Genomic DNA, 18,879 nt, shown 5'->3' on the forward strand with positions numbered 1-18,879 from the left:
TGTCGGCGGGCGGTCAAGTCTTGTCGTGGTTTGACCACGTGTTGACGCGTTGATGGGTGGTCAAGTCTTGTCATGGTTGACACGGGTTGACGTGTTGAGACGGGTTGACGTGTTGAACCGTGGGGCGTGGGGACTGGTCAGGTGTTGAGGAGCAGGAGTTCGGCGCAGCGGGTGGGGTTGTCGGCGAAGGGGAGGTGGCCGCAGCCGCGCAGTGGGATGTGCCGGGCGGTGGGCAGGACGGTTCGGGCTCGGCGGGCCTGGGTGCGGTAAGGCAGCACGGCGTCCCGCGTACCCCAGGCGATTGTCACCGGGATGCGGCTGAGTGCGCCGGTGTTCGTGTAGTTCCACGGTGCCAGCCGCCCGAACGCATTGCTCGCGGTCGTGAATCCACGGGCGCCGGCCAGGGCGCGGGCGGCGGCCAGGCAGTCACCGGCCGGCAGGTGGACCGGGTGGGCGTAGAAGAGCGAGCAGAACGCGGCCCGCCCCGCCCGGGTGTTCATGATCTGCGGCAGGGCCGGTGACAGCGTGACAGCGCCGGCGCGGGCGGCGCCGACGACGGCCTGGCACCAGCGGCGGCCCGCGGTGCGCCAGAAGCCGACCGGGGAGAACGCGGTGACGCCCCGAGCCAGCCCGCGACGGCCCAGTTCGAGCGCGATGCCGCCACCGAGCGAGCTGCCGGCCACCTCCGGGTTGCGGACATCGAGCTCGTCGAGGAACGCGGCGACCTGGTCGGCGAGGTGTGCCACCGAGCCCTCGGGTGCGGGGCCGGCGGGCTCCGGTCCGGCGCCGGGATAGGCCGGAGCGCTGTGCCGGGGCGGCGGGGCGGTGCCGGGGTCCGGCCAGTCCGGGGAGTCGCCGAATCCGGGCAGGTCCAGGGCTATGACGTCGCGGTGGCGGCTGACCGTGTCGAGGATCGGTGACCAGACCCGCCAGTGGCTGCCGAGGCCGTGGATCAGCACGAGCGGGGGACCGTACCCGCGCCGGGCGTAGGACAGCTCCGTCATCGCACCACCCTGCCATTCTCAACGGCCGATGACAGCCGATCGTACGGGCGAATCCGCGATCCGAGCCAAGACCGGAAACCCGTTGTTGACATGTTGCCAATAGCGGTGTGATGGTACGGCGATGTCGTACGACTACGACGTTCTCGTCATCGGCTCCGGCTTCGGCGGGAGCGTGTCAGCGTTGCGCCTGACCGAAAAGGGCTATCGGGTCGGCGTGTTGGAGGCCGGTCGCCGGTTCGCCGACGACCAGTTCGCGAAGACCTCCTGGCGCCTGCGCGACTACGTGTACGCACCCGCACTGGGCTGTTACGGCATCCTCCGGCTGACCCTGCTCAAGGACGTCCTGGTGCTGTCCGGTGCCGGGGTGGGCGGCGGCTCCCTGGGATACGCCAACACCCTGTACGAGCCACCTGACGCGTTCTTCGCCGACCCGCAGTGGTCCGCGATCACCGACTGGAAGTCCGAGCTGGCGCCCTACTACGACCAGGCGACCCGGATGCTCGGGGTCACCGTCAATCCCGTGGAGACCGCTGCCGACGAGGCGTTGCGCTCGGTCGCTGAGGACTTGGGGGTGACGGAGTCGTTTCGGCGTACACCTGTGGGGGTTTTGTTCGGGAACGAACCCGGCGCCGAAGTCCCGGACCCCTTTTTCGGCGGGGTTGGCCCCGCGCGGCGAAATTGCACGCTGTGCGGTTCCTGCATGACCGGATGCCGGTCGAATGCGAAGAACACGACGCTGAAAAATTACCTCTATCTCGCCGAACGGGCCGGCGCGGTGGTCCATCCGCTGACGACGGTACGCGATGTGACCCCGGTGCCGAACGGCGGTTATGCGGTGGACACCCGGCGCACCGGCGGTTTCCGCAGGCGCCGTTTCACCGCCGGCCAGGTCATCTTTTCCGCGGGCGCGCTAGGCACTCAGCGCCTGCTGCACCGTTTGCGCGACCGGGGTTCCCTGCCCCGCGTCTCACCGCGTCTCGGCGAGCTGAGCCGCACCAATTCCGAGTCGATTCTGGGTGCCCGAACACGGCGCCGCGACCGCGATTTCAGCCACGGCGTTGCGGTCACCTCATCGATCTACCCCGATCCGGTGACGCACGTCGAGCCGGTCCGGTACGGGCCGGGCAGCAACCTGCTCAGCCTGCTCGGCACCGTGCTGGTGGGCGAGACGAACGGCCGTTCCCGCTGGTCAGCGGCGGCTCGAACGCTGGTGCACGCGGGCCGCGACCTGCGCCTCTACCTCTCGCCACGGGACTGGTCCCGGCAGACGATCGTGCTGCTCGCGATGCAGCCCCTCGACAACTCGATCACCGTTTTCCGCAAACGCGGGCGCCTGACGAGCCGCCCCGGAATCGGCGAACCGAACCCCCTGTGGAATCCCGCCGCACACGACGTGGCGCGCCGCACGGCCGAGAAGATCGACGGCGTCCCACTGGGTTCCTACACCGAATTGGCGGGCCGCCCGATCACCGGCCACTTCATCGGCGGCTGCGCGATCGGCGCCGATTCCGACGGCGGCGTGGTCGACCCCTATCAACGGTTGTACGGCCATCCCGGCCTGCATGTGATCGACGGTTCCGTCGTCGCCGCCAATCTCGGCGTGAATCCGTCGCTGACCATCACCGCGCTGGCGGAACGCGCCATCGCACTGTGGCCGAACGCCGGAGAAACGGACCCGCGCCCGGCAGTCGGCGAGGGATATCGAGCCGTCGCCGCCGTTCCACCGCATCGGCCGGTGGTCCCGGCAACCGCTCCGGCCGCACTGCGCCTGACCCGGCAGGCCGTGCGAATCGAGGACCAGCCGTGACCCGCATCGCGATCATCGGCGCCGGCTTCGGTGGCGTCGCAGCCGCGGCGGAGCTGCTCAGACAGGGCTTCCGGGACATAGTTCTCCTGGAGAAGGCGGACCGTATCGGCGGCGTCTGGAGAGACAACATCTATCCGGGTTGCGCGTGTGACGTGCCGGCGCCGCTCTACTCGTACTCCTTCGCTCTGAACCCCGACTGGTCGCGCCGGTACCCGCCCCACCAGGAAATCCTGGCCTACCTGGACCGTTGCGCCCGCGACCTGGGCGTTCTCGACCTGATCCGCTTCGGCACCGAGGTGGCAGACGCCTCCTGGGACGGCACCGCCTGGACGATCACCACCACCGGCGGCGACGAACTGCACGCCGACGTCCTGATCCCCGCCGTAGGCCAGCTCTCCCGCCCGAGCATCCCCTCCCTCCCGGGAGCCGACACGTTCCAGGGACCGAAAATGCACACGGCCCAGTGGAACCCGTCGGTGCCGATCGAGAACCGGCGAATAGGCGTCATAGGCACCGGCGCCAGCGTCATCCAGCTAGTCCCCGAAATAGCCGACAAAGCCGCACATATAGCCGTCTTCCAGCGCACCGCCCCCTGGACGGTCCCGAAACCCGATCGCCGTTACGGCAGGTTCCGCCGAGCCGCCTACCGCCGCATGCCCGCACTGATGCGATTGTCCCGGGGCGCGACCTGGGCCCTGACCCTTGTCCAGGGCGCCGCTGTGGCAGGCAATCCCGTCGCCACCCGGGTGGTCCGCACGTACTCCAAAGCCCAGCGCCACATCCAGGTCCGCGACCCCCTCCTGCGTGCCAAGGTCACCCCCGACGAGCCCCTCGGCTGCAAACGTGTCCTCTTCACCAACGCCTGGCTCCCCGCGCTCACTCGCCCCGACGTAGACCTGATCACCGAGAAGATCGTCGAGATCACCCCCACCGGCGTCCGCACCGCAGACGGCCAGGACCACCCGTGCGACGTGCTGGTCTACGGCACAGGTTTCGCCGCCACAGAGTTCCTGGTCCCGATCAGAGTCACCGGCCGCAACGGCACCCCACTGAGCGAAGCCTGGAGCGAGGGCGCCCACGCCTACCTGGGAGTGACGGTCCCAGGCTTCCCGAACATGTTCCTGATCTACGGCCCCAACACCAACACGGGCAACACCTCGGTGATCTACTTTCACGAGTCCCAGGCTCGCTACATAGCCCAAGCCGTGCGTCTGATCGCCAAAGGCAACACCCCCTTGGAGGTACGCGAAGACCGCGCCACCACTTACGACACCGAAATCCAGAAGCGCCTGGCCCACACGGTCTGGACAGGCTGCCAGAGCTGGTACCGCACAGCCACCGGCCGCATCGTCACCAACTGGCCAGGCAAAGCCACCGAATACCGCCGCCGCACAGCACGACTGGACCCCACCGACTTCACCTCAGGCGCAACTTTGTCAGCGCTCGATCACCGGGAATGCTGAATGGTTTCAGGCGGCCCGGGAGAGCCGTGGCGAAGGGCGAATGAGTTCCGGTAAGGCGGCCGGGGGCTGGGGGCGGTTCAGGTGGAAGCCCTGGAGCAGGTCCACGCCGGCCTCGGCCAGATCGCGGGCCGTCGGTTCGTCCTCGACGCCCTCGGCTACGACGGTGAGGCCCAGTGAGCGGGCGATGGCGATCACCGAGTCGATGATGGTCGCGTGGACCGGGGAGTCGTGGACGCGGATGACGAAGGAGCGGTCGATCTTCAGTTCGTCGATGGGCAGGCGGGGGAGCAGGCCCAGGGACGTGTAGCCCGTGCCGAAGTCGTCGATGGCCACCCGGATGCCGGCCGCGCGCAGATCGGCCAGCTGGGCGGCGACCTGGTCGGGCTGTGTCAGCACCGCCGTCTCGGTGATCTCGACGGTGAGCAGGGACGCGGGCAGGCGTTCCAGCTCCAGCAGGGTCAGGATGGTGGTCACGGCGCGGTCCTGAGCCAGGTACGCCGCCGGCAGGTTGATCGAGACCGGCACGTCGTACCCCTTGGTGTGCCATGTCATGGCCTGATGCACCGCCTCAGCGATGACCCAGTCGGTGAGCTCGACGATGACGTCCGAGCGCTCCGCGTCCGGCAGGAAGATCCCCGGCGGCAGGAGGCCGCGTTGCGGATGCTGCCACCGCACCAGTGCCTCCACCCCGTGCACCAACCGGGTGTGCGCGTCGTGCAGAGGTTGATAGTGCAGCCGCAGGTGACCCGAGCGCAGGCCGGCCCGCAGCTCGGTGAGCTGGCGCAGGTCCACCCGCTGGTTGGTGTCCAGACCCGGCGCCCACTCCACGACGCCGGTCCGCTCGTGCTTGGCGCGGCGCATCGCGGACGCCGCCCGGCGCATCAGGACGGTGACGTCGTGGTGGTTGGCCTGGCTGATGCCGACGCTGGCCTCGACGCTGATCGGCAGCCCGTTCACGCGGTGCGGGCCGCGTAGCCCCGCCGCGAGCCGGCGGCCCACGTGCAGCGGTGACTGGCCCGGCCCCAGGTCCGAGACGAGCACCACGAACTGGTCGCCGTCGAGCCGCGCCGCCAGGTTGCCCGCGCCGCGAGCCTCGCCGAGCGCGGCGGCTACCAGGTGCAGCAGGGTGTCGGCGCCGTGGTGGCCGAGTACGTCGTTGGCGTCCTGGAAACGGTCCAGGCCCAGGTGGATCACGGCGACGAGGTCACCGGCGTCCAGGCGGCGCTGGCCCTCGGCCTGCACCATGGCGCGGTTGGGCAGCCCGGTGAGCGGGTCGGTACGCGACAACCGCGCGAACCGCCCCGCCATCGCGGCCAGCAACTCGATCATCGGCGCGATGCCGTACCGGCCGTCCGGCCAGTTGACCAGTACCGGCTCCTCCCGGTCCGCGCCCGGCCGCGCCAGGGCCGTCTCGGCCGCCACGTCGATCTCCGTGCCCGCCAGCAGTTCCAGGGCGTCCGCGCCGGGCAGGTCACCGGCCGTCGGCCCGTGCCCGCGGTGCATGCCACGCTCGATCGTCGACCGGCTGATCACGCGGTGCCCGGCACCGCACTCGATGATCACGCCCGGGGCGAGGCCGTCCTCCGCGAGGAATGCCTCGATCTCGCTGACCGGGGTGCTCGCCGGCAGCGGCGTCATCGGGATGGTGATCTCGCCCAGCTTGCGGGGCAGGCGCGGGCTGTTCCCGGGCGCCGTCACCGGGCACGCCCCAATGCGAAGCTGACGCGCGCCCTCACCGCGCCCGTCCCAGTGCGAAGCCGGCCACCCCGATCACCGTACGGCCGTTCTCGCGGCGGCAGCGCATCCGGATGTGCACCGGCCCGTCCGGCCCGGTACGCGCGGCGTCCACCCGCTCGCCCCGCACCGCCGCCTGCCACAGCTCGGCCAGCCCGGCGTGCTCGGACGGCACGACCAGCGCCTCCAGCGCCGCGACCGGGTCCGTCCCGCCGGCCGGTGCGATCGGGCCGTCCGGCCCGGGTACCGCGTCGAACGAGGCGACCGCCAGCCGGTCCACCAGGTTCTCCAGGTCGTCGCGGACCGAGGCCAGGTCCAGTTCGGTGTCGCGTTCCCGGGTGCGGTCCAGCAGCATGCCGTCCCAGACGATCGCGCCCCACGCGTCCAGGTGCGGCCGGGAGACGCCGTAGAGCCAGCGGCGGCTGCCGTCGGCCCGGATCGTGCTGCCGCGCCAGTCCCACGGTTCCATCGTCTGCGCGGACCGCACGACGCTGGCCACGAAGCTCTCCTGGTCCTCCGGTGCGATGGTGTCCAGCACGACCGCGGCGTCGGCGACGATCTGCTCCGGTTCGAGCTGGAAGATCTCCCGGCAGCCGTCGGAGACGAACGGGAACGTCGTCTCGCCGTTCGGCTCCATGCGGTACTGGTAGAGCATGCCGGGCGCGTTGTTGACCGTCGTCCAGAAGCGCTGCTCGCCCTCGGCGATCGTGGCCTCGTTGCGGCGGCGGGCGGTGTCGTCGATGGCGATCGTGCAGACGCCGTACACCGTGCCGTCCGGGTCGGTGAGCGGCACCCGGGTCACCACGTACTGGCGGATGTCGTCGCCGAACGGGATCTCCTCGAGGACGGTCTTGGCCGTTCCGGTCCCGGTGACCTCGACGTCGTGGGCCCGGCCGACCGCGGCCACCGAGGCGGCCAGTATCTCGGCCTCGTTGCGCCCGACCACGTCCGCGGCGGTGACCTGGAAGACCCGCTCGTACTCGCCGTTGACGAACAGGAAGCTGCCGTTCAGGTCCTTGGCGGAGATCATCGCGGTGGTGTGCTGCAGGATCGCGCTGATCAGCGTGTTGCTGCGCTGCAGTTCCTGCTGCGCCAGGTGGAAGTCGGTCTGGTCCGAGACGAACGCCGTGAACCCCTGGTCGCCGACCGCGTCGATCATCATGGAGATGCGCAGCTCGCGGCCGTCGCGGTGTGCGGCGGGCACCTCCACGCGGTGGCCCGTCCCGTCGCCCTCACCGGTCACCAGGCGCCGCGCGAACCCGGCGTTGTGCGCCGAGCGCAGGTACTGCGGGATGATCGTGTCGGCGACCGGGCGCCCGATCACCTCGGCACGGCTCCAGCCGAAGAGACGTTCCGCGGCCGGGTTCCAGTCCTGGATCAGCCCGGCCCGGTCGACGTGCAGGAAGGCCAGCGAGGTGACGTCCACCGCGCGGTCCCGTACCGGGGCCGCCGGCGGCAACGAGGAGCTCATCTGAGGGGCGGGGGCGGTGAACACCCCCGCTCTATCGTCGGCGCGGCGGCCCACCTGAGGAATGGGGGTCACGGCGGGGCGTGAGCGCGCCCCGCCGTGACCGGGTGGGTCAGCTGAGCCGGAACACCGAGGCCCGGTCGGAGACCGTGAGGCCGCCGGCCGTGTGCCGCAGGAACCTGCCCGGTGCGACCCGGATGGTCACCCCGTCGCGCGTGGCGACTCGCGTCACCGGGGTGCCGGTGGTGCTCAGGGAGACGGCCGAGCCGTTGACCGTGAGGAACTTCGTGGGCTGGTCCACCGACTGGACCGTCTCCGTGCCGTCGGCGGCCTTGATGAAGCGGAACTGGGTCTGCTCCAGCGCCCTCGGCTCCCGCTCCACCGCGAACGCGTCACCGGTGTGGCGCACGAAATAGTGCGACGAGGGGGAGAGGCGGACGATGGGGCCGCCGGTGCCGACCGGGATGCCGAACAGCGGTGTGCCGTCCTCGTGCCAGTACAGCTTCTGCACGCGGGTGTGCCGGTTCGGGTCGTACAGCGGGTCGCCGGTGATGTCGCGGTAGTCGCGGGCGTGGTAGACCAGCACGTCGGTCTTGCCGTCCTCGGCCACCGTGAACGAGTTGTGCCCGGGACCCCACCGGTTCGTCGCCTCGTTGGTGACGAAGATCGGATCCGGGGTCTTCACCCAGCTCTCCCGCTTGAGCAGGTCGTCGTGGGCGTCCGCGGTGAGCAGGCCCATGCAGTAGCGGGCGTCGGTGGCGCTAGCCGAGAAGGTCATGAAGACCTTCCCGTTGCGGATCAGCACCGCCGGGCCCTCGTTGACCCTGAAGCCCTGGATCTCCCAGCTCTTGGTGGGTGTGGTGATCCGGGTGGGCTTGCTCCCCAGCGTCCACGGGTTAGCCAGCTCGGCGATGTAGAGGCTGGTGTTGACCGCGATCTCCGGCTCGCTCTGCGCCCACGCCAGGTACTGCCGGCCGCGGTGGGCGAACGTGGTGGCGTCCAGCGTGAAGCCGTCCCACTCGGTGAGCAGCTGGCCCTTGAGCGTCCAGCCGGCCGGGTCGCGCGGGTCGTCGAGCGCGGACTCCATCACGTACCTGCGGATCCGGAACACGTTGCCGGCGTCACCGGCGGCGAAGTAGATGTACCACCTGCCGCCGATGCGGTGCAGCTCCGGTGCCCAGATGTGCCCGCCCATGGTGCCGCTCGTGGGGCGGCGCCAGATCACGGTCTCCTCGGCGTCGGCCAGCCCGGCGATGGTGCTCGCGCCGCGGACGACCAGGCGGTCGTACTCCGGCACCGAGCCGGTGAAGTAGTACGTGCCGCCGACCGGCTTGGTGATGAACGGGTCGGCGCGCTGGACGATCAGCGGATCCACGGTCGGCACGCCGTAGATCTCGGCGTCGTCGGGCAGGGTCGGCGCACCCTCGGCGCCACTGGCCGCCAGGATGCCGAGTGTTCCGGCCGCGGTCACCCCGAGGGAGCTCCGCAGAAGGGTTCGACGTCTCATGAGCTCCACCTATCGGGTCTTGATACGGAGGAAGGTGACCGAGTTCGCCGGGAACTCGCGGGTGAACGCCGAGTCGATACCGCTGACCGTCGAGGTGACCGGCAGGATCGGCTCGGCGGATCGGGTGTTCTGCTCACCCGGGTCGCCGGTGATCACGGTCATCCGCGCGCTGCGGGACACCTTGCGGCGGCCCAGGTCGACGCGGGTGACGGCCGCCTTGTCCTGGGCGTTGACCACCTTGACGATCAGCTCGCCGCTCCGCGCGTCCTCGGTGACGACCTGGGCGAACGGCTCGCTCACCTTGTTGTCGTCGAAGCCGCCCCACTCGACACCGTCGAGGAACAGCGTGACCTTCGTGCCGCGTACCTGGATCCTCAGGTCGTAGGTCTGCCCGGTCACGACCGAGTTCGGCTTGGTGAGCAGCTGCTCCTTGGCGGACGTGATGCCCTTCTCGATCGCGCCCTGGGTGTTGTTCCAGCCGCCCAGGTTCCACCAGTAGAACTGGCCGGTCTCCTGGATGCCGAACGCGACCAGGAAGCCCTCGTCGCCGGCGGTCTTGGTGGCCTTCAGCGTGTAGTCGTAGTCGGACTCGCCGATCGTGGCCGCCTTGACCATCGTGTCCTCGGTGTTCGTGGTGGTCTGGGCGTACGCGCCGTTGGTGACCGTCCACGTGCCGCGCGGCTGCACCGCGGTCCAGCCGTCGGCGTCGCCGTCGCTGAAGTCGTCGCTGAACAGCACCGTGCCGTCCGGGCGGGTCACCTTGACGTCGTCGTAGACCGCCGCGGTACGCCAGGTGGACAGGCCGATGGCGCCGGTGATCGGCTTCGGCTGGACCACGGCGCCGGTGACCGAGGTCGGCACCACCCGGTCGCCGACGTTGTTCATGAACAGCTTCTGCACCTGGTAGCTGGTCGAGCCCCACGACTCGTCGTTGTCGAACCAGATCATGTCCGGCCGCCACTGCACGTTGTCGATGTTGGCCAGCAGCGGCGCGTACGAGGCCATCTTCACGACATCCGCGTTGCGCTCCAGGCCGGTCATGTACGCCGCCTCGGCGAGCGAGTTGAACAGCTTGTTGTCCAGCGACGCGTACTCGCCGAGGAACACCTCCGGCCCGTTGCGGTCGTACGCGTCATAGCGAGCGTTGTTCTGCAGGAACCACGACGGGCTGTTGTAGTAGTGCTCGTCGACCATGTCGACGTTCGCGGCCCGGTTCTTGGCCCACAGGTTGTCGAACGTCGCACCGGTGTCGTCCGGCCCCGAGTTGCTGATCACCGTGATGTCCGGGTACTTCGCCTTGATGGCGTCCCGGAACTTCAGGAAGTTGGCGAAGAACTCGTTCGGCAGGTTCTCCTCGTTGCCGACGCCGACGTGGGTCAGCCCGAACGGCTTCGGGTGTCCCATGTCCGCGCGCAGCCTGCCCCACGTGGTGGTGACCGGCCCGTTCGCGAACTCGATCAGGTCCAGGGTGTCCTGGATGTGCTTCTGCAGCAGCGCCTCGTCGTTGGTGGCCCGGTTCTGCCCGCAGCCGGTCACCAGCGCCGGCACCACCGGCAGCGCCATGGCGCCGATGTCCTCGGAGAACTGGAAGTACTCGTAGTAGCCGAGCCCGTAGCTCTGGTTGTAGCCCCAGAAGTTCTTGTTGGTGGCCCGCGTCTCGACCGGCCCGACGGTGTCCTTCCACTGGTAGGCCCGGGCACGCGGGTAGTTGTTCGCCGCGTCGTACGGATACATGCTGCCGGTGTTGACCAGGCAGCCGCCGGGGAAGCGCACGAAGCCCGGCTCGAGCGCCGCGATCTTCTCGGCCAGATCCTTGCGCAGGCCGTTCTTGCGTCCCTTGTAGGTGTCGCGCGGGAACAGCGACACCTCGTCGAGGCGCAGCGTGGCGGTGCCGCCGCCGGACACGTTCAGCCGCGCGACGTCGGAGGTGGCGGTGGCGCGCAGCGTGCCGGTGTACTTCTTCCACGTGTCACCGGCGACCGGGACCGTGATCGGGTCGGCGAGCGCGGTGCCGTCCGAGGTCTGCAGAGCGACCTTCAGGGGTACGCCCGCGTCGGCGCGCGCCCAGACCGAGAAGTCGTACCGCGCCCCCTTCGCCACGGCGAGGCCGGTGTTGTATCCGGCGTTGGTCAGGCCGTACGACGGGCCGGTCAGGGAGAGCCGCAGGTAGTTGCGGTTGCGCTCGTTGAGCCGCTGGTCGTCGTTGACGACTGTGGCGGTCCCTCCGGTGCCGGTGGCCGTCCAGGCGGTGAGCCCGTTGTAGCCGCTCGCGTCGGTGCTGTTGAACTCGAAGGAGCGGTTGCGGACGAGTTCGGCGTACAGGCCGCCGTCGGCGGCGTAGTTGATGTCCTCGAAGAAGACGCCGTACATGGACTTCGGAATGGCGGCGCCGGTCGCGCCCGGGTTCACGGTGATCGTGTAGTCGGGCTCCACGGCGGACGCGGCCACCGGCGGCGAGACCGCGAGCGGCAGCGAGACCAGGACGGCGGCCGCGCCTGCCAGGCGGTACGGGATTCTGGGCATGAGGAGTCCTCCGGTGCGGGTGCAACGGGTTACGGGATTGTTTCCGGTGGACGAAGCTCAGCAATGTGTACGCAAACATCGATGCATCTGTCAAGAGCTAGGCGTCGATGTAGCAGCAGGAAAGAACCCTTTGTTAACGTTAACCAGCCACGTCGCCTGCAGCGCTGCAATTCTCGGCAGCTATTGTTGTGGAGAGGTCTCCGCAAACGAGGAGGGGCATGGTCCGCTCGGATGCCCGCGAGAATCGGGCACGCATCCTGGCCGCCGCGCGCCAGGCGTTCGCCACCGACGACGACATATCGATGAACCGGATCGCGCAGCTGGCCGGTGTCGGCCCCGGCACGCTGTACCGCAACTACCCCTCGCGCGAGGCGCTCATCCTGGACATCTACCAGGAGGAGATCGGCCGGCTGGGCGGCGCGGTGACCGGGCTGCTCGCCGGGATGTCCCCGGTGGAGGCGCTGCGGAGCTGGACGACCGCTCTGGTGGAGGCGATGCGCCAGAAGCACGCCCTCGGTGCCGCCCTCAGCCCGGACGCGCACCGGACGATCGCGGAGCGGAGTTACCAGCCGGTGATCGCCGCGATCACCGAGCTGCTCGACGCCGGCAAGCGTGACGGCAGCATCCGCGCCGATGCCGAGCCCGTCGACTTCCTGCAGCTCACCGGTGCTCTCTGGCGCGCCGCCCCGGATCGGACGCAGCCCATGCTGGCGCTGATCCTCGACGGTCTCGGTGTGCGGCCGGCCACTTAAGCGGAGACTTCTCCATTTCCCGTTGACCAAGTGGAGACCTCTCCGTTAACGTCGAGTCATGACTGACGTACTGGTGACCGGCGGATCGGGATACATCGCCGGATGGTGCACGCTGGCGCTGCTCGGCGCCGGGCACACGGTCCGCACCACCGTGCGCGACCTGGCCAAGGAGCCGAGGGTCCGCGCGATGCTGCGCAGCGGCGGCGCCGACCCCGGCGCGAGCCTGCGCGTGATGCGCGCCGACCTCGGCAGCGACCAGGGCTGGCACGAGGCGGCGGCCGACTGTGACTACGTGCTGCACGTCGCGTCGCCCACCCTGACCCGGCCGCCGCGCGACGACGACGAGATGGTCCGCCCGGCGGTCGACGGCACGCTGCGGGTGCTGCGCGCGGCTCGCGACGCGGGCGTGCGGCGTGTCGTCATGACCTCCGCGATCGGGGCGATCGCGTACGGGCACCCGCCGCGCGACACCCCCTTCACCGAGCGGGACTGGACGAATGTGGACGCGGGCGTCCAGCCGTACCAGAGGTCCAAGACCCTGGCCGAGCGGGCCGCGTGGGACTTCGTGGCCGGCGAGGGCCGCGGGCTCGAACTGGCCACGGTCAACCCGACCGGTGTGCTCGGCCCGGTCCTCGGCCCCGACTACTCGCCGTCGCTCACCGCCATCGCCCGCATGCTCGACGGGTCGATGCCGGCGATGCTGAAGTTCGCCTCCGGCTACGTCGACGTGCGGGACGTGGCGTCGCTGCACCTGCTCGCGATGACCGAGCCGGCCGCCGCGGGGGAGCGATTCATCGCCACCGCCGGCCGCAGTCTGTGGCTGCGCGACATCGCCGCGGTCCTGCGCGAGCGGCTCGGCGAGCGGGCCGCCGAAGTGCCGCGCCGGGAGATGCCGCTGTGGGTCGCGCGTGGACTGGCCCGGGTCGATCCGCGGATCGGTGCCCTGCGCCTGCTGCTGGGCCGCGACCTCGCCGCGACGTCCGCGAAGGCCGAGCGGCTGCTCGGCTGGACGGCCCGCCCGATCGAGGACACCATCGCCGAGACGGCCGAGAGCCTGCTCGGGCTTGCGCATCGCCGGACGTTCATGTCTCGTTAAGGGGTGCGACACCTTCGGCGGGGGGTCGCCGTACACCTGGGCTTTTAGCGTCCGGTCAGCCCGTCATCGAGTGCGGTGACGTGAGACCGAGGAGATTTGATGTCCGACAAGATTCGCCGTCTGCTTCCGCTGCTGGGGCACAGTGGCGGCAGCCGTGACGCGATGACCTGTCTTTACCGCTGTGGCAACGCCTGCGACCACCCCGTGCCGAACGAGTCGGAGAACCCGTACCTGGGTGACGTCGTCAACGCCGAGATGAGCCGCCGCGGCGTCGTGCGCGCGGGTGCCGTCGGCGCGATGGTGCTCGGCTTCGGCGGTGCCGCGGCAGCGGCCGCGGGGCCCGCTGCCGCCGCGCCGGTCGCGACCGGCCTGCCGAGCCACGGCGGCCACCACCACCCGGACCCGCACCACGCGAAGGCCGGCAAGCTGACCTTCGAGAAGGTCGCCCCGAACACTCTGGACCAGGTCACCATCCCGGCCGGTTACCAGACCTCCGTCGTGCTGCGCTGGGGCGACGCGGTGGAGGCCGGCGCGCCGGCGTTCGACCTCGCCAACCAGACCGCCGCCTCCCAGTCGAAGCAGTTCGGGTACAACAACGACTTCGTCGGCGTGCTGCCGATCCCGGGCCGCAGCGACCGGGCGCTGCTCGTGGTCAACCACGAGTACACCAACGAGGAGCTCATGTTCCCGGGCTTCACCAGCCTGGACAACCTGACCGTGGAGCAGGTCAAGGTCGCCATCGCGGCGCACGGCCTCTCCGTCGTGGAGCTCGAGCGGGTCGGGCGCACCGGGCAGTGGAAGCCGGTCAAGAGCCGCCGCCTGCAGTACAACCGGCGGATCACCGCGCTGGAGACCGAGTTCAAGGTGACCGGCCCGGCGGCCGGTTCCGTGTACCTGCGCACCGCGGCGGACCCGTCCGGGCGCAAGGTCATCGGCACCCTGAACAACTGCGCCGGCGGCGTCACCCCGTGGGGCACGGTGCTCTCCGGCGAGGAGAACTTCAACCAGTACTTCGTCGGCGGCGACGGCGCTCCGGAGGAGCTCAAGCCGAAGCTGGCCCGGTACGGCATCTCCACCACCGCCCGTTACCCGAGCGGCTCGCGCAAGTGGGACCGGGCGCAGGAGCGCTTCGACCTGGCCAAGAACCCGAACGAGGCGCACCGCTTCGGCTGGATCGTCGAGGTCGACCCGTTCGACCCGGAGGCGCCGCCGCGCAAGCACACCGCGATGGGCCGCTTCAAGCACGAGGGCGCGAACGTCATCGTCGCGGACAACGGCCGGGTCGTCGCGTACATGGGCGACGACGAGCGGTTCGACTACCTGTACAAGTTCGTCTCCGACAAGAAGTTCATGAAGGGCGACTCGTACGCCGCCCGCCGGCACAACCTGACCCTGCTCGAGTCCGGCACGCTGTACGTCGCCAAGGTGACCGGCGACAGCCCGGCCACCGAGATCGACGGCACCGGCAAGCTCCCGGCCGACGGCAAGTTCGACGGCAAGGGCGTCTGGATCAAGCTGGTCTCGGGCAACAAGTCCTACGTGCCCGGCATGACCGCGGCGGACGTGCTGACCTTCACCCGGCTCGCCGGTGACGCGGTCGGCGCGACCAAGATGGACCGCCCGGAGGACGTGCAGCCGAGCCTGCGCACCGGCAAGATCTACGCGGCGATGACCAACAACACCAACCGCGGTGTCGGCACGAACGCCCCGGCGGACGAGGCCAACCCGCGCAACGCCAACAGGCACGGCCACATCTTCGAGCTGGTCGAGGACTGCGGCGACCACACCGGCACCGCGTTCAGGTGGTCGCTCCCGATCGTCTGCGGCGACCCGAACGACGCGTCGACCTACTTCGCGGGGTACGACAAGTCGGCCGTCTCGCCGATCTCCTGCCCGGACAACGTCGCGTTCGACAGCGCCGGCAACCTCTGGATCTCGACCGACGGCAACGCGCTGGGCAGCAACGACGGCCTGTTCGCCACCGCGATCGAGGGTAAGGAGCGCGGCCACCTCAAGCAGTTCCTCACCGTGCCGCGCGGCGCCGAGACCTGCGGCCCGTTCGTCACCGGCGACGACCGCTCGGTCTTCGTCGCGGTCCAGCACCCGGGCGAGATCAGCGGCGCGACCGTGGACAAGCCCGCGTCGACCTGGCCGGACGGCGACTACGCCAAGCCGGCGGTCATCGTGACCTGGCGCACCGACGGCGGCCCGGTCGGCAGCTGACCGTCAGCAGTCCCAGGAGGCGGCCGCGGCGATCTCGCCGCGGCCGCCTCGTGACATCCTGGCGCGATGAAGGTCCTGCTGCCCGACACCGTGGAACTCGACCCGGAACTGCCGCCCGGCGCGGTGGCGGTGGTCTACGACGTGCACCGGCCGGTGCCCGACGAGCACACCGACGCCGACGTCCTGGTGGTCTGGGGCAACCCGGCCGACGTGCTCGCGCAGACCGCGCGGCGCCTCGGCAAGGTGCGCTGGGTGCAGACGCTCGCGGCCGGCCCCGACGTCGTGCTGCAGGCCGGCTTCGCGCCCGGCGTGCTGATCACGGCCGGGCTGGGCCTGCACGACCGGACCGTCGCCGAGCACACTCTCGCTCTGGTGCTGGCCGCCGCCAGGCGGCTGAACCTGCTGGTCCGCGCGCAGATGGAGCACCGGTGGGCGCAGGAGCTCGGCGGGCTGCAGCCGGTGCGGGAGACCGGCTCGTTCCGCACGCTGCGCGAGGCGAACGTGGTCATCTGGGGCTTCGGCGGCATCGCCGCGACGCTCGCGCCGCTGCTGCACGCGCTCGGCGCGCACGTCACCGGTGTGGCTCGCAGCCACGGGACCCGGCAGGGCTTCCCGGTGGTCACCGAGGAGGCGTTCCCCGAGCTGCTTCCCCGGACCGACGTCCTGATCTCGATCCTGCCCGCCACCGATGCCACGGCCCGGGTGCTCAACGACGACGTGCTGTCCCACCTGCCCCGGCACGCGTGGGTGGTGAACGTCGGCCGGGGGACCACCGTCGACGAGACCGCGCTGCTCGGGGCGCTGCGCGACGGCCGGATCGCGGGCGCCGCCCTGGACGTGTTCGAGACCGAGCCGCTTCCCGCCGACTCCGGGTTCTGGGAACTGGAGAACGTCATGATCACCCCGCATGCGGCCGGCGGCCGCCCGGTGGGCGCGTCGGACCTGCTCACCGAGAACCTCGCGGCCTTCGTGGACGGCCGGCCCCTGCGGAACGTGATCGAGCGCTGAAAAGCTGAGTCAGCGCGGGGTGGAGCGGGCACGCACGTGCAGGCGCTCGCCCTGCGGGCCGAAGATGTTGATGATCTCGGCGGGCTCCGGGCCGGGGTTGAGGATGAGGTGCGGCAGCCGGGTGTCGAACTCGGCGGCCTCGCCCGGCGTCAGGATCATGTCGTGCTCGCCGAGGACCAGGCGGACCCGGCCGGAGAGCACGTAGAGCCACTCGTACCCCTCATGGGCCTTCTGTTCCAGGTCACAGCCGGCCGGATCGGGCGGCAGGATCTGCTTGAACGCCTGCGGGCCGCCCGGCCGGCGGGTGAGCGGGATCCAGGTGCGGCCGCCGCGCTCGATCGGGCGGGCCCGCACGCGCGGGTCGCCGGTCTCCGGAGCGTCGACGAGCTCGTCGAGCGAGACCTGGTAGGCGCGGGCGAGCGGCAGCAGCAGCTCCAGCGTCGGCTTGCGCGTGCCGGACTCCAGCCGGGACAGCGTGCTGACCGAGATGCCGGTGGTCTCGCTCAGCTGGGCGAGGGTGATCTCCCGTCGCTGCCGCAACTCGCGCAACCTCGGCCCCACGGCGTCCAGCACGGTCTCCGATTCGTTTGCCATAACAGCAACAATAGTTGCCACTTCTCCGGGTCGGGGCGCACGGTGGGCGAGCAAGCGGCGGCATGGGAAGGGGAGACCGGTGGAGCAGAAGACGTACGACGTGGTGGTGGTCGGTGGCGGCGCGGCCGGACTGAGCGGGGCGCTGGCCCTCGCCCGGTCACGGCGGTCGGTGCTCGTGGTCGACAACGGTGAGCCGCGCAACGCTCCGGCGGCGCACATGCAGAACGTGCTGGGTCACGACGGGAAGCCGCCGTCGGAACTGCTCGCTGCGGGACGCGCGGAGATCGCCGGCTACGGGGCGGAGTTCCTCAGCGGGCGGGCGGAGTCGGCCGAGCGCGACGGCGAGTCGTTCCGGGTGCGGCTGGACGGCGGGCGCGAGGTCCGCGGGCGGCGGCTGCTGGTGACCACGGGGCTGGTGGACGAGCTGCCGGAGATCGAGGGGCTGCGGGAGCGGTGGGGGCGCGACGTGGCGCACTGCCCGTACTGCCACGGCTGGGAACTGCGTGACCAGCGCATCGCTGTGGTGGCCGCCGGGCCCCTGAGCCGGTTGCAGGCGCTGATGTGGCGGCAGCTGAGCCCGCATGTGCTCCTGCTGCTCAACGGCCTCCCGGAACCCGAGCCGGAGCACGCCGAGGAACTCGCGGCCAGGGGTATCGCGCTCGTCCCGGGGCGGATCGCCTCGGTGCGTGTCAGCGACGACAGGCTGACCGGGGTACGCCTGGAGAACGGCGACGTGGTGGCCGCCGACGCCCTGGTCGCCGGCCCGCGGTTCGTGGCGCGCTCGGCGCTGCTGGAGTCGCTCGGCCTCAAGCTCGCGGACGTGGAGATGCACGGGCACGTGATGGGCAGCCGGATCGTCGCGGACGAGCAGGGCGCCACCGCGGTGCCGGGCGTCTGGGTGGCCGGCAACGTCACCAACCTGTCGGCCACGGTGGCGGTCGCGGCGGCCGGCGGGCAGACGGCGGCCGCGGCGGTCAACCTGGACCTGATCGCCGAGGACACCCGGCTGGCGGTCGCGGCGTACCGGGAGCGGATCGCCACGATGTTCGAGGAACAGGCGTGGGAGGAGCGGTACCGCAGCAGGCCCGCGATCTGGAGCGGCCGCCCCAACCCGCAGCTCGTGGCGGAGGCCGAACCGCTGGCGGCCGGCCGGGCGCTCGACGTCGGCTCCGGTGAGGGCGCGGACGCGGTGTGGCTGGCGAAGCGGGGCTGGCACGTCACGGCGGTGGACATCTCGACCGTCGCGTTGAGCCGGGCGGCCGGGCACGCGGCCGACGAGGGTGTGGCGGACCGGATCACGTTCAGCCACGCTGATCTGCGCTCGCAAGCGCCGGCTGAGCACTCGTACGATCTGGTTTCCGCGCATTTCATGCATCTCGTGCCGAAGGCGCGGCAGGAGCTGTATGCCCGCCTGGCCGGCGCTGTCGCACCCGGCGGGACCCTGCTGATCGTCGGGCACCACCCGAAGGACCTGGCCACCACGGTCGGCCGGATGCACTTCCCGGAGATGCTGTTCACGGCGGAGGAGATCGCCGCGACGCTGGACGCGGAGAGGTGGGAGATCGTGGCGGCCGACGCCCGCCCGCGGCCGTTCACCGACCCGGAGGGCCGCGCGATCACGATCCACGACGCGGTTTTGGTCGCCCGCCGCCGCTTCTGAGGCCCGGAAGCGACCTTAACCGGGCGAATCGCCACCATAA

The 18,879-nt window shown here is 70.5% G+C and carries 13 protein-coding genes; 7 read left to right on the forward strand and 6 right to left on the reverse strand.

Going from position 1 to position 18,879, the window contains the following annotated elements:
- Positions 1-137: 137 nt before the first annotated feature.
- The gene (locus AB0M02_RS11885; RefSeq protein ID WP_364224917.1) at positions 138-1,004 is read right to left on the reverse strand and encodes an alpha/beta hydrolase; all 867 of its coding nucleotides are present in this window, start codon (positions 1,002-1,004) and stop codon (positions 138-140) included.
- A gap of 121 nt (positions 1,005-1,125) precedes the next feature.
- Between AB0M02_RS11885 and AB0M02_RS11890 the strand changes: the two genes are divergently transcribed.
- A complete protein-coding gene (locus tag AB0M02_RS11890; protein ID WP_364224919.1) occupies positions 1,126-2,811 on the forward strand; it encodes a GMC family oxidoreductase in 1,686 nt (561 codons plus the stop codon).
- A complete protein-coding gene (locus AB0M02_RS11895; protein ID WP_364224921.1) occupies positions 2,808-4,274 on the forward strand; it encodes an NAD(P)/FAD-dependent oxidoreductase in 1,467 nt (488 codons plus the stop codon). Before AB0M02_RS11890 ends, AB0M02_RS11895 begins: the two co-directional genes overlap by 4 nt.
- A gap of 6 nt (positions 4,275-4,280) precedes the next feature.
- On the opposite strand, the gene AB0M02_RS11900 is transcribed toward AB0M02_RS11895, so the two are convergent.
- The 4 genes from AB0M02_RS11900 to AB0M02_RS11915 all read right to left on the reverse strand — a co-directional run bounded on the left by AB0M02_RS11900 (position 4,281) and on the right by AB0M02_RS11915 (position 11,506).
- Positions 4,281-5,972, reverse strand: coding sequence for a bifunctional diguanylate cyclase/phosphodiesterase (locus AB0M02_RS11900; RefSeq protein ID WP_364224923.1), 1,692 nt, complete (start codon positions 5,970-5,972; stop codon positions 4,281-4,283).
- Positions 5,973-6,006: 34 nt separating this feature from the next.
- Positions 6,007-7,503 carry a PAS domain S-box protein gene (locus tag AB0M02_RS11905; protein WP_364224925.1) on the reverse strand — a complete coding sequence of 499 codons (1,497 nt, stop codon included), beginning with the start codon at positions 7,501-7,503 and terminating at the stop codon, positions 6,007-6,009.
- Positions 7,504-7,588: 85 nt separating this feature from the next.
- Positions 7,589-8,983: a family 43 glycosylhydrolase gene (locus AB0M02_RS11910; RefSeq protein WP_364224927.1), complete on the reverse strand. Its 1,395-nt coding sequence runs from the start codon at positions 8,981-8,983 to the stop codon at positions 7,589-7,591.
- 9 nt (positions 8,984-8,992) lie between these two features.
- Positions 8,993-11,506 carry an alpha-L-arabinofuranosidase C-terminal domain-containing protein gene (locus AB0M02_RS11915; protein WP_364224929.1) on the reverse strand — a complete coding sequence of 838 codons (2,514 nt, stop codon included), beginning with the start codon at positions 11,504-11,506 and terminating at the stop codon, positions 8,993-8,995.
- Positions 11,507-11,724: 218 nt separating this feature from the next.
- Between AB0M02_RS11915 and AB0M02_RS11920 the strand changes: the two genes are divergently transcribed.
- The 4 genes from AB0M02_RS11920 to AB0M02_RS11935 all read left to right on the forward strand — a co-directional run bounded on the left by AB0M02_RS11920 (position 11,725) and on the right by AB0M02_RS11935 (position 16,585).
- Complete coding sequence (locus AB0M02_RS11920) at positions 11,725-12,258, forward strand: TetR/AcrR family transcriptional regulator (protein WP_364224931.1); 534 nt, start codon at positions 11,725-11,727, stop codon at positions 12,256-12,258.
- A 58-nt stretch (positions 12,259-12,316) separates the two neighbouring features.
- Complete coding sequence (locus tag AB0M02_RS11925) at positions 12,317-13,354, forward strand: aldehyde reductase (protein ID WP_364224933.1); 1,038 nt, start codon at positions 12,317-12,319, stop codon at positions 13,352-13,354.
- Positions 13,355-13,453: 99 nt separating this feature from the next.
- Positions 13,454-15,577 (forward strand): PhoX family phosphatase, encoded by a 2,124-nt coding sequence (locus AB0M02_RS11930; RefSeq protein WP_364224935.1) that lies wholly within the window; start codon positions 13,454-13,456, stop codon positions 15,575-15,577.
- Positions 15,578-15,643: 66 nt separating this feature from the next.
- Positions 15,644-16,585 (forward strand): phosphoglycerate dehydrogenase, encoded by a 942-nt coding sequence (locus tag AB0M02_RS11935; RefSeq protein ID WP_364224937.1) that lies wholly within the window; start codon positions 15,644-15,646, stop codon positions 16,583-16,585.
- Positions 16,586-16,594: 9 nt separating this feature from the next.
- Here the strand turns inward: AB0M02_RS11935 and AB0M02_RS11940 are convergent, their stop codons facing one another.
- On the reverse strand, positions 16,595-17,179 hold the full coding sequence (locus AB0M02_RS11940; protein WP_364224939.1) for an XRE family transcriptional regulator: 585 nt from the start codon (positions 17,177-17,179) through the stop codon (positions 16,595-16,597).
- A gap of 79 nt (positions 17,180-17,258) precedes the next feature.
- On the opposite strand from AB0M02_RS11940, the gene AB0M02_RS11945 reads away from it, so the two are divergent.
- Positions 17,259-18,839 carry a bifunctional NAD(P)/FAD-dependent oxidoreductase/class I SAM-dependent methyltransferase gene (locus AB0M02_RS11945; protein WP_364224941.1) on the forward strand — a complete coding sequence of 527 codons (1,581 nt, stop codon included), beginning with the start codon at positions 17,259-17,261 and terminating at the stop codon, positions 18,837-18,839.
- Positions 18,840-18,879: the final 40 nt, after the last annotated feature.

The organism is Actinoplanes sp. NPDC051861, assembly GCF_040681145.1.
Lineage (GTDB): Bacteria > Actinomycetota > Actinomycetes > Mycobacteriales > Micromonosporaceae > Actinoplanes.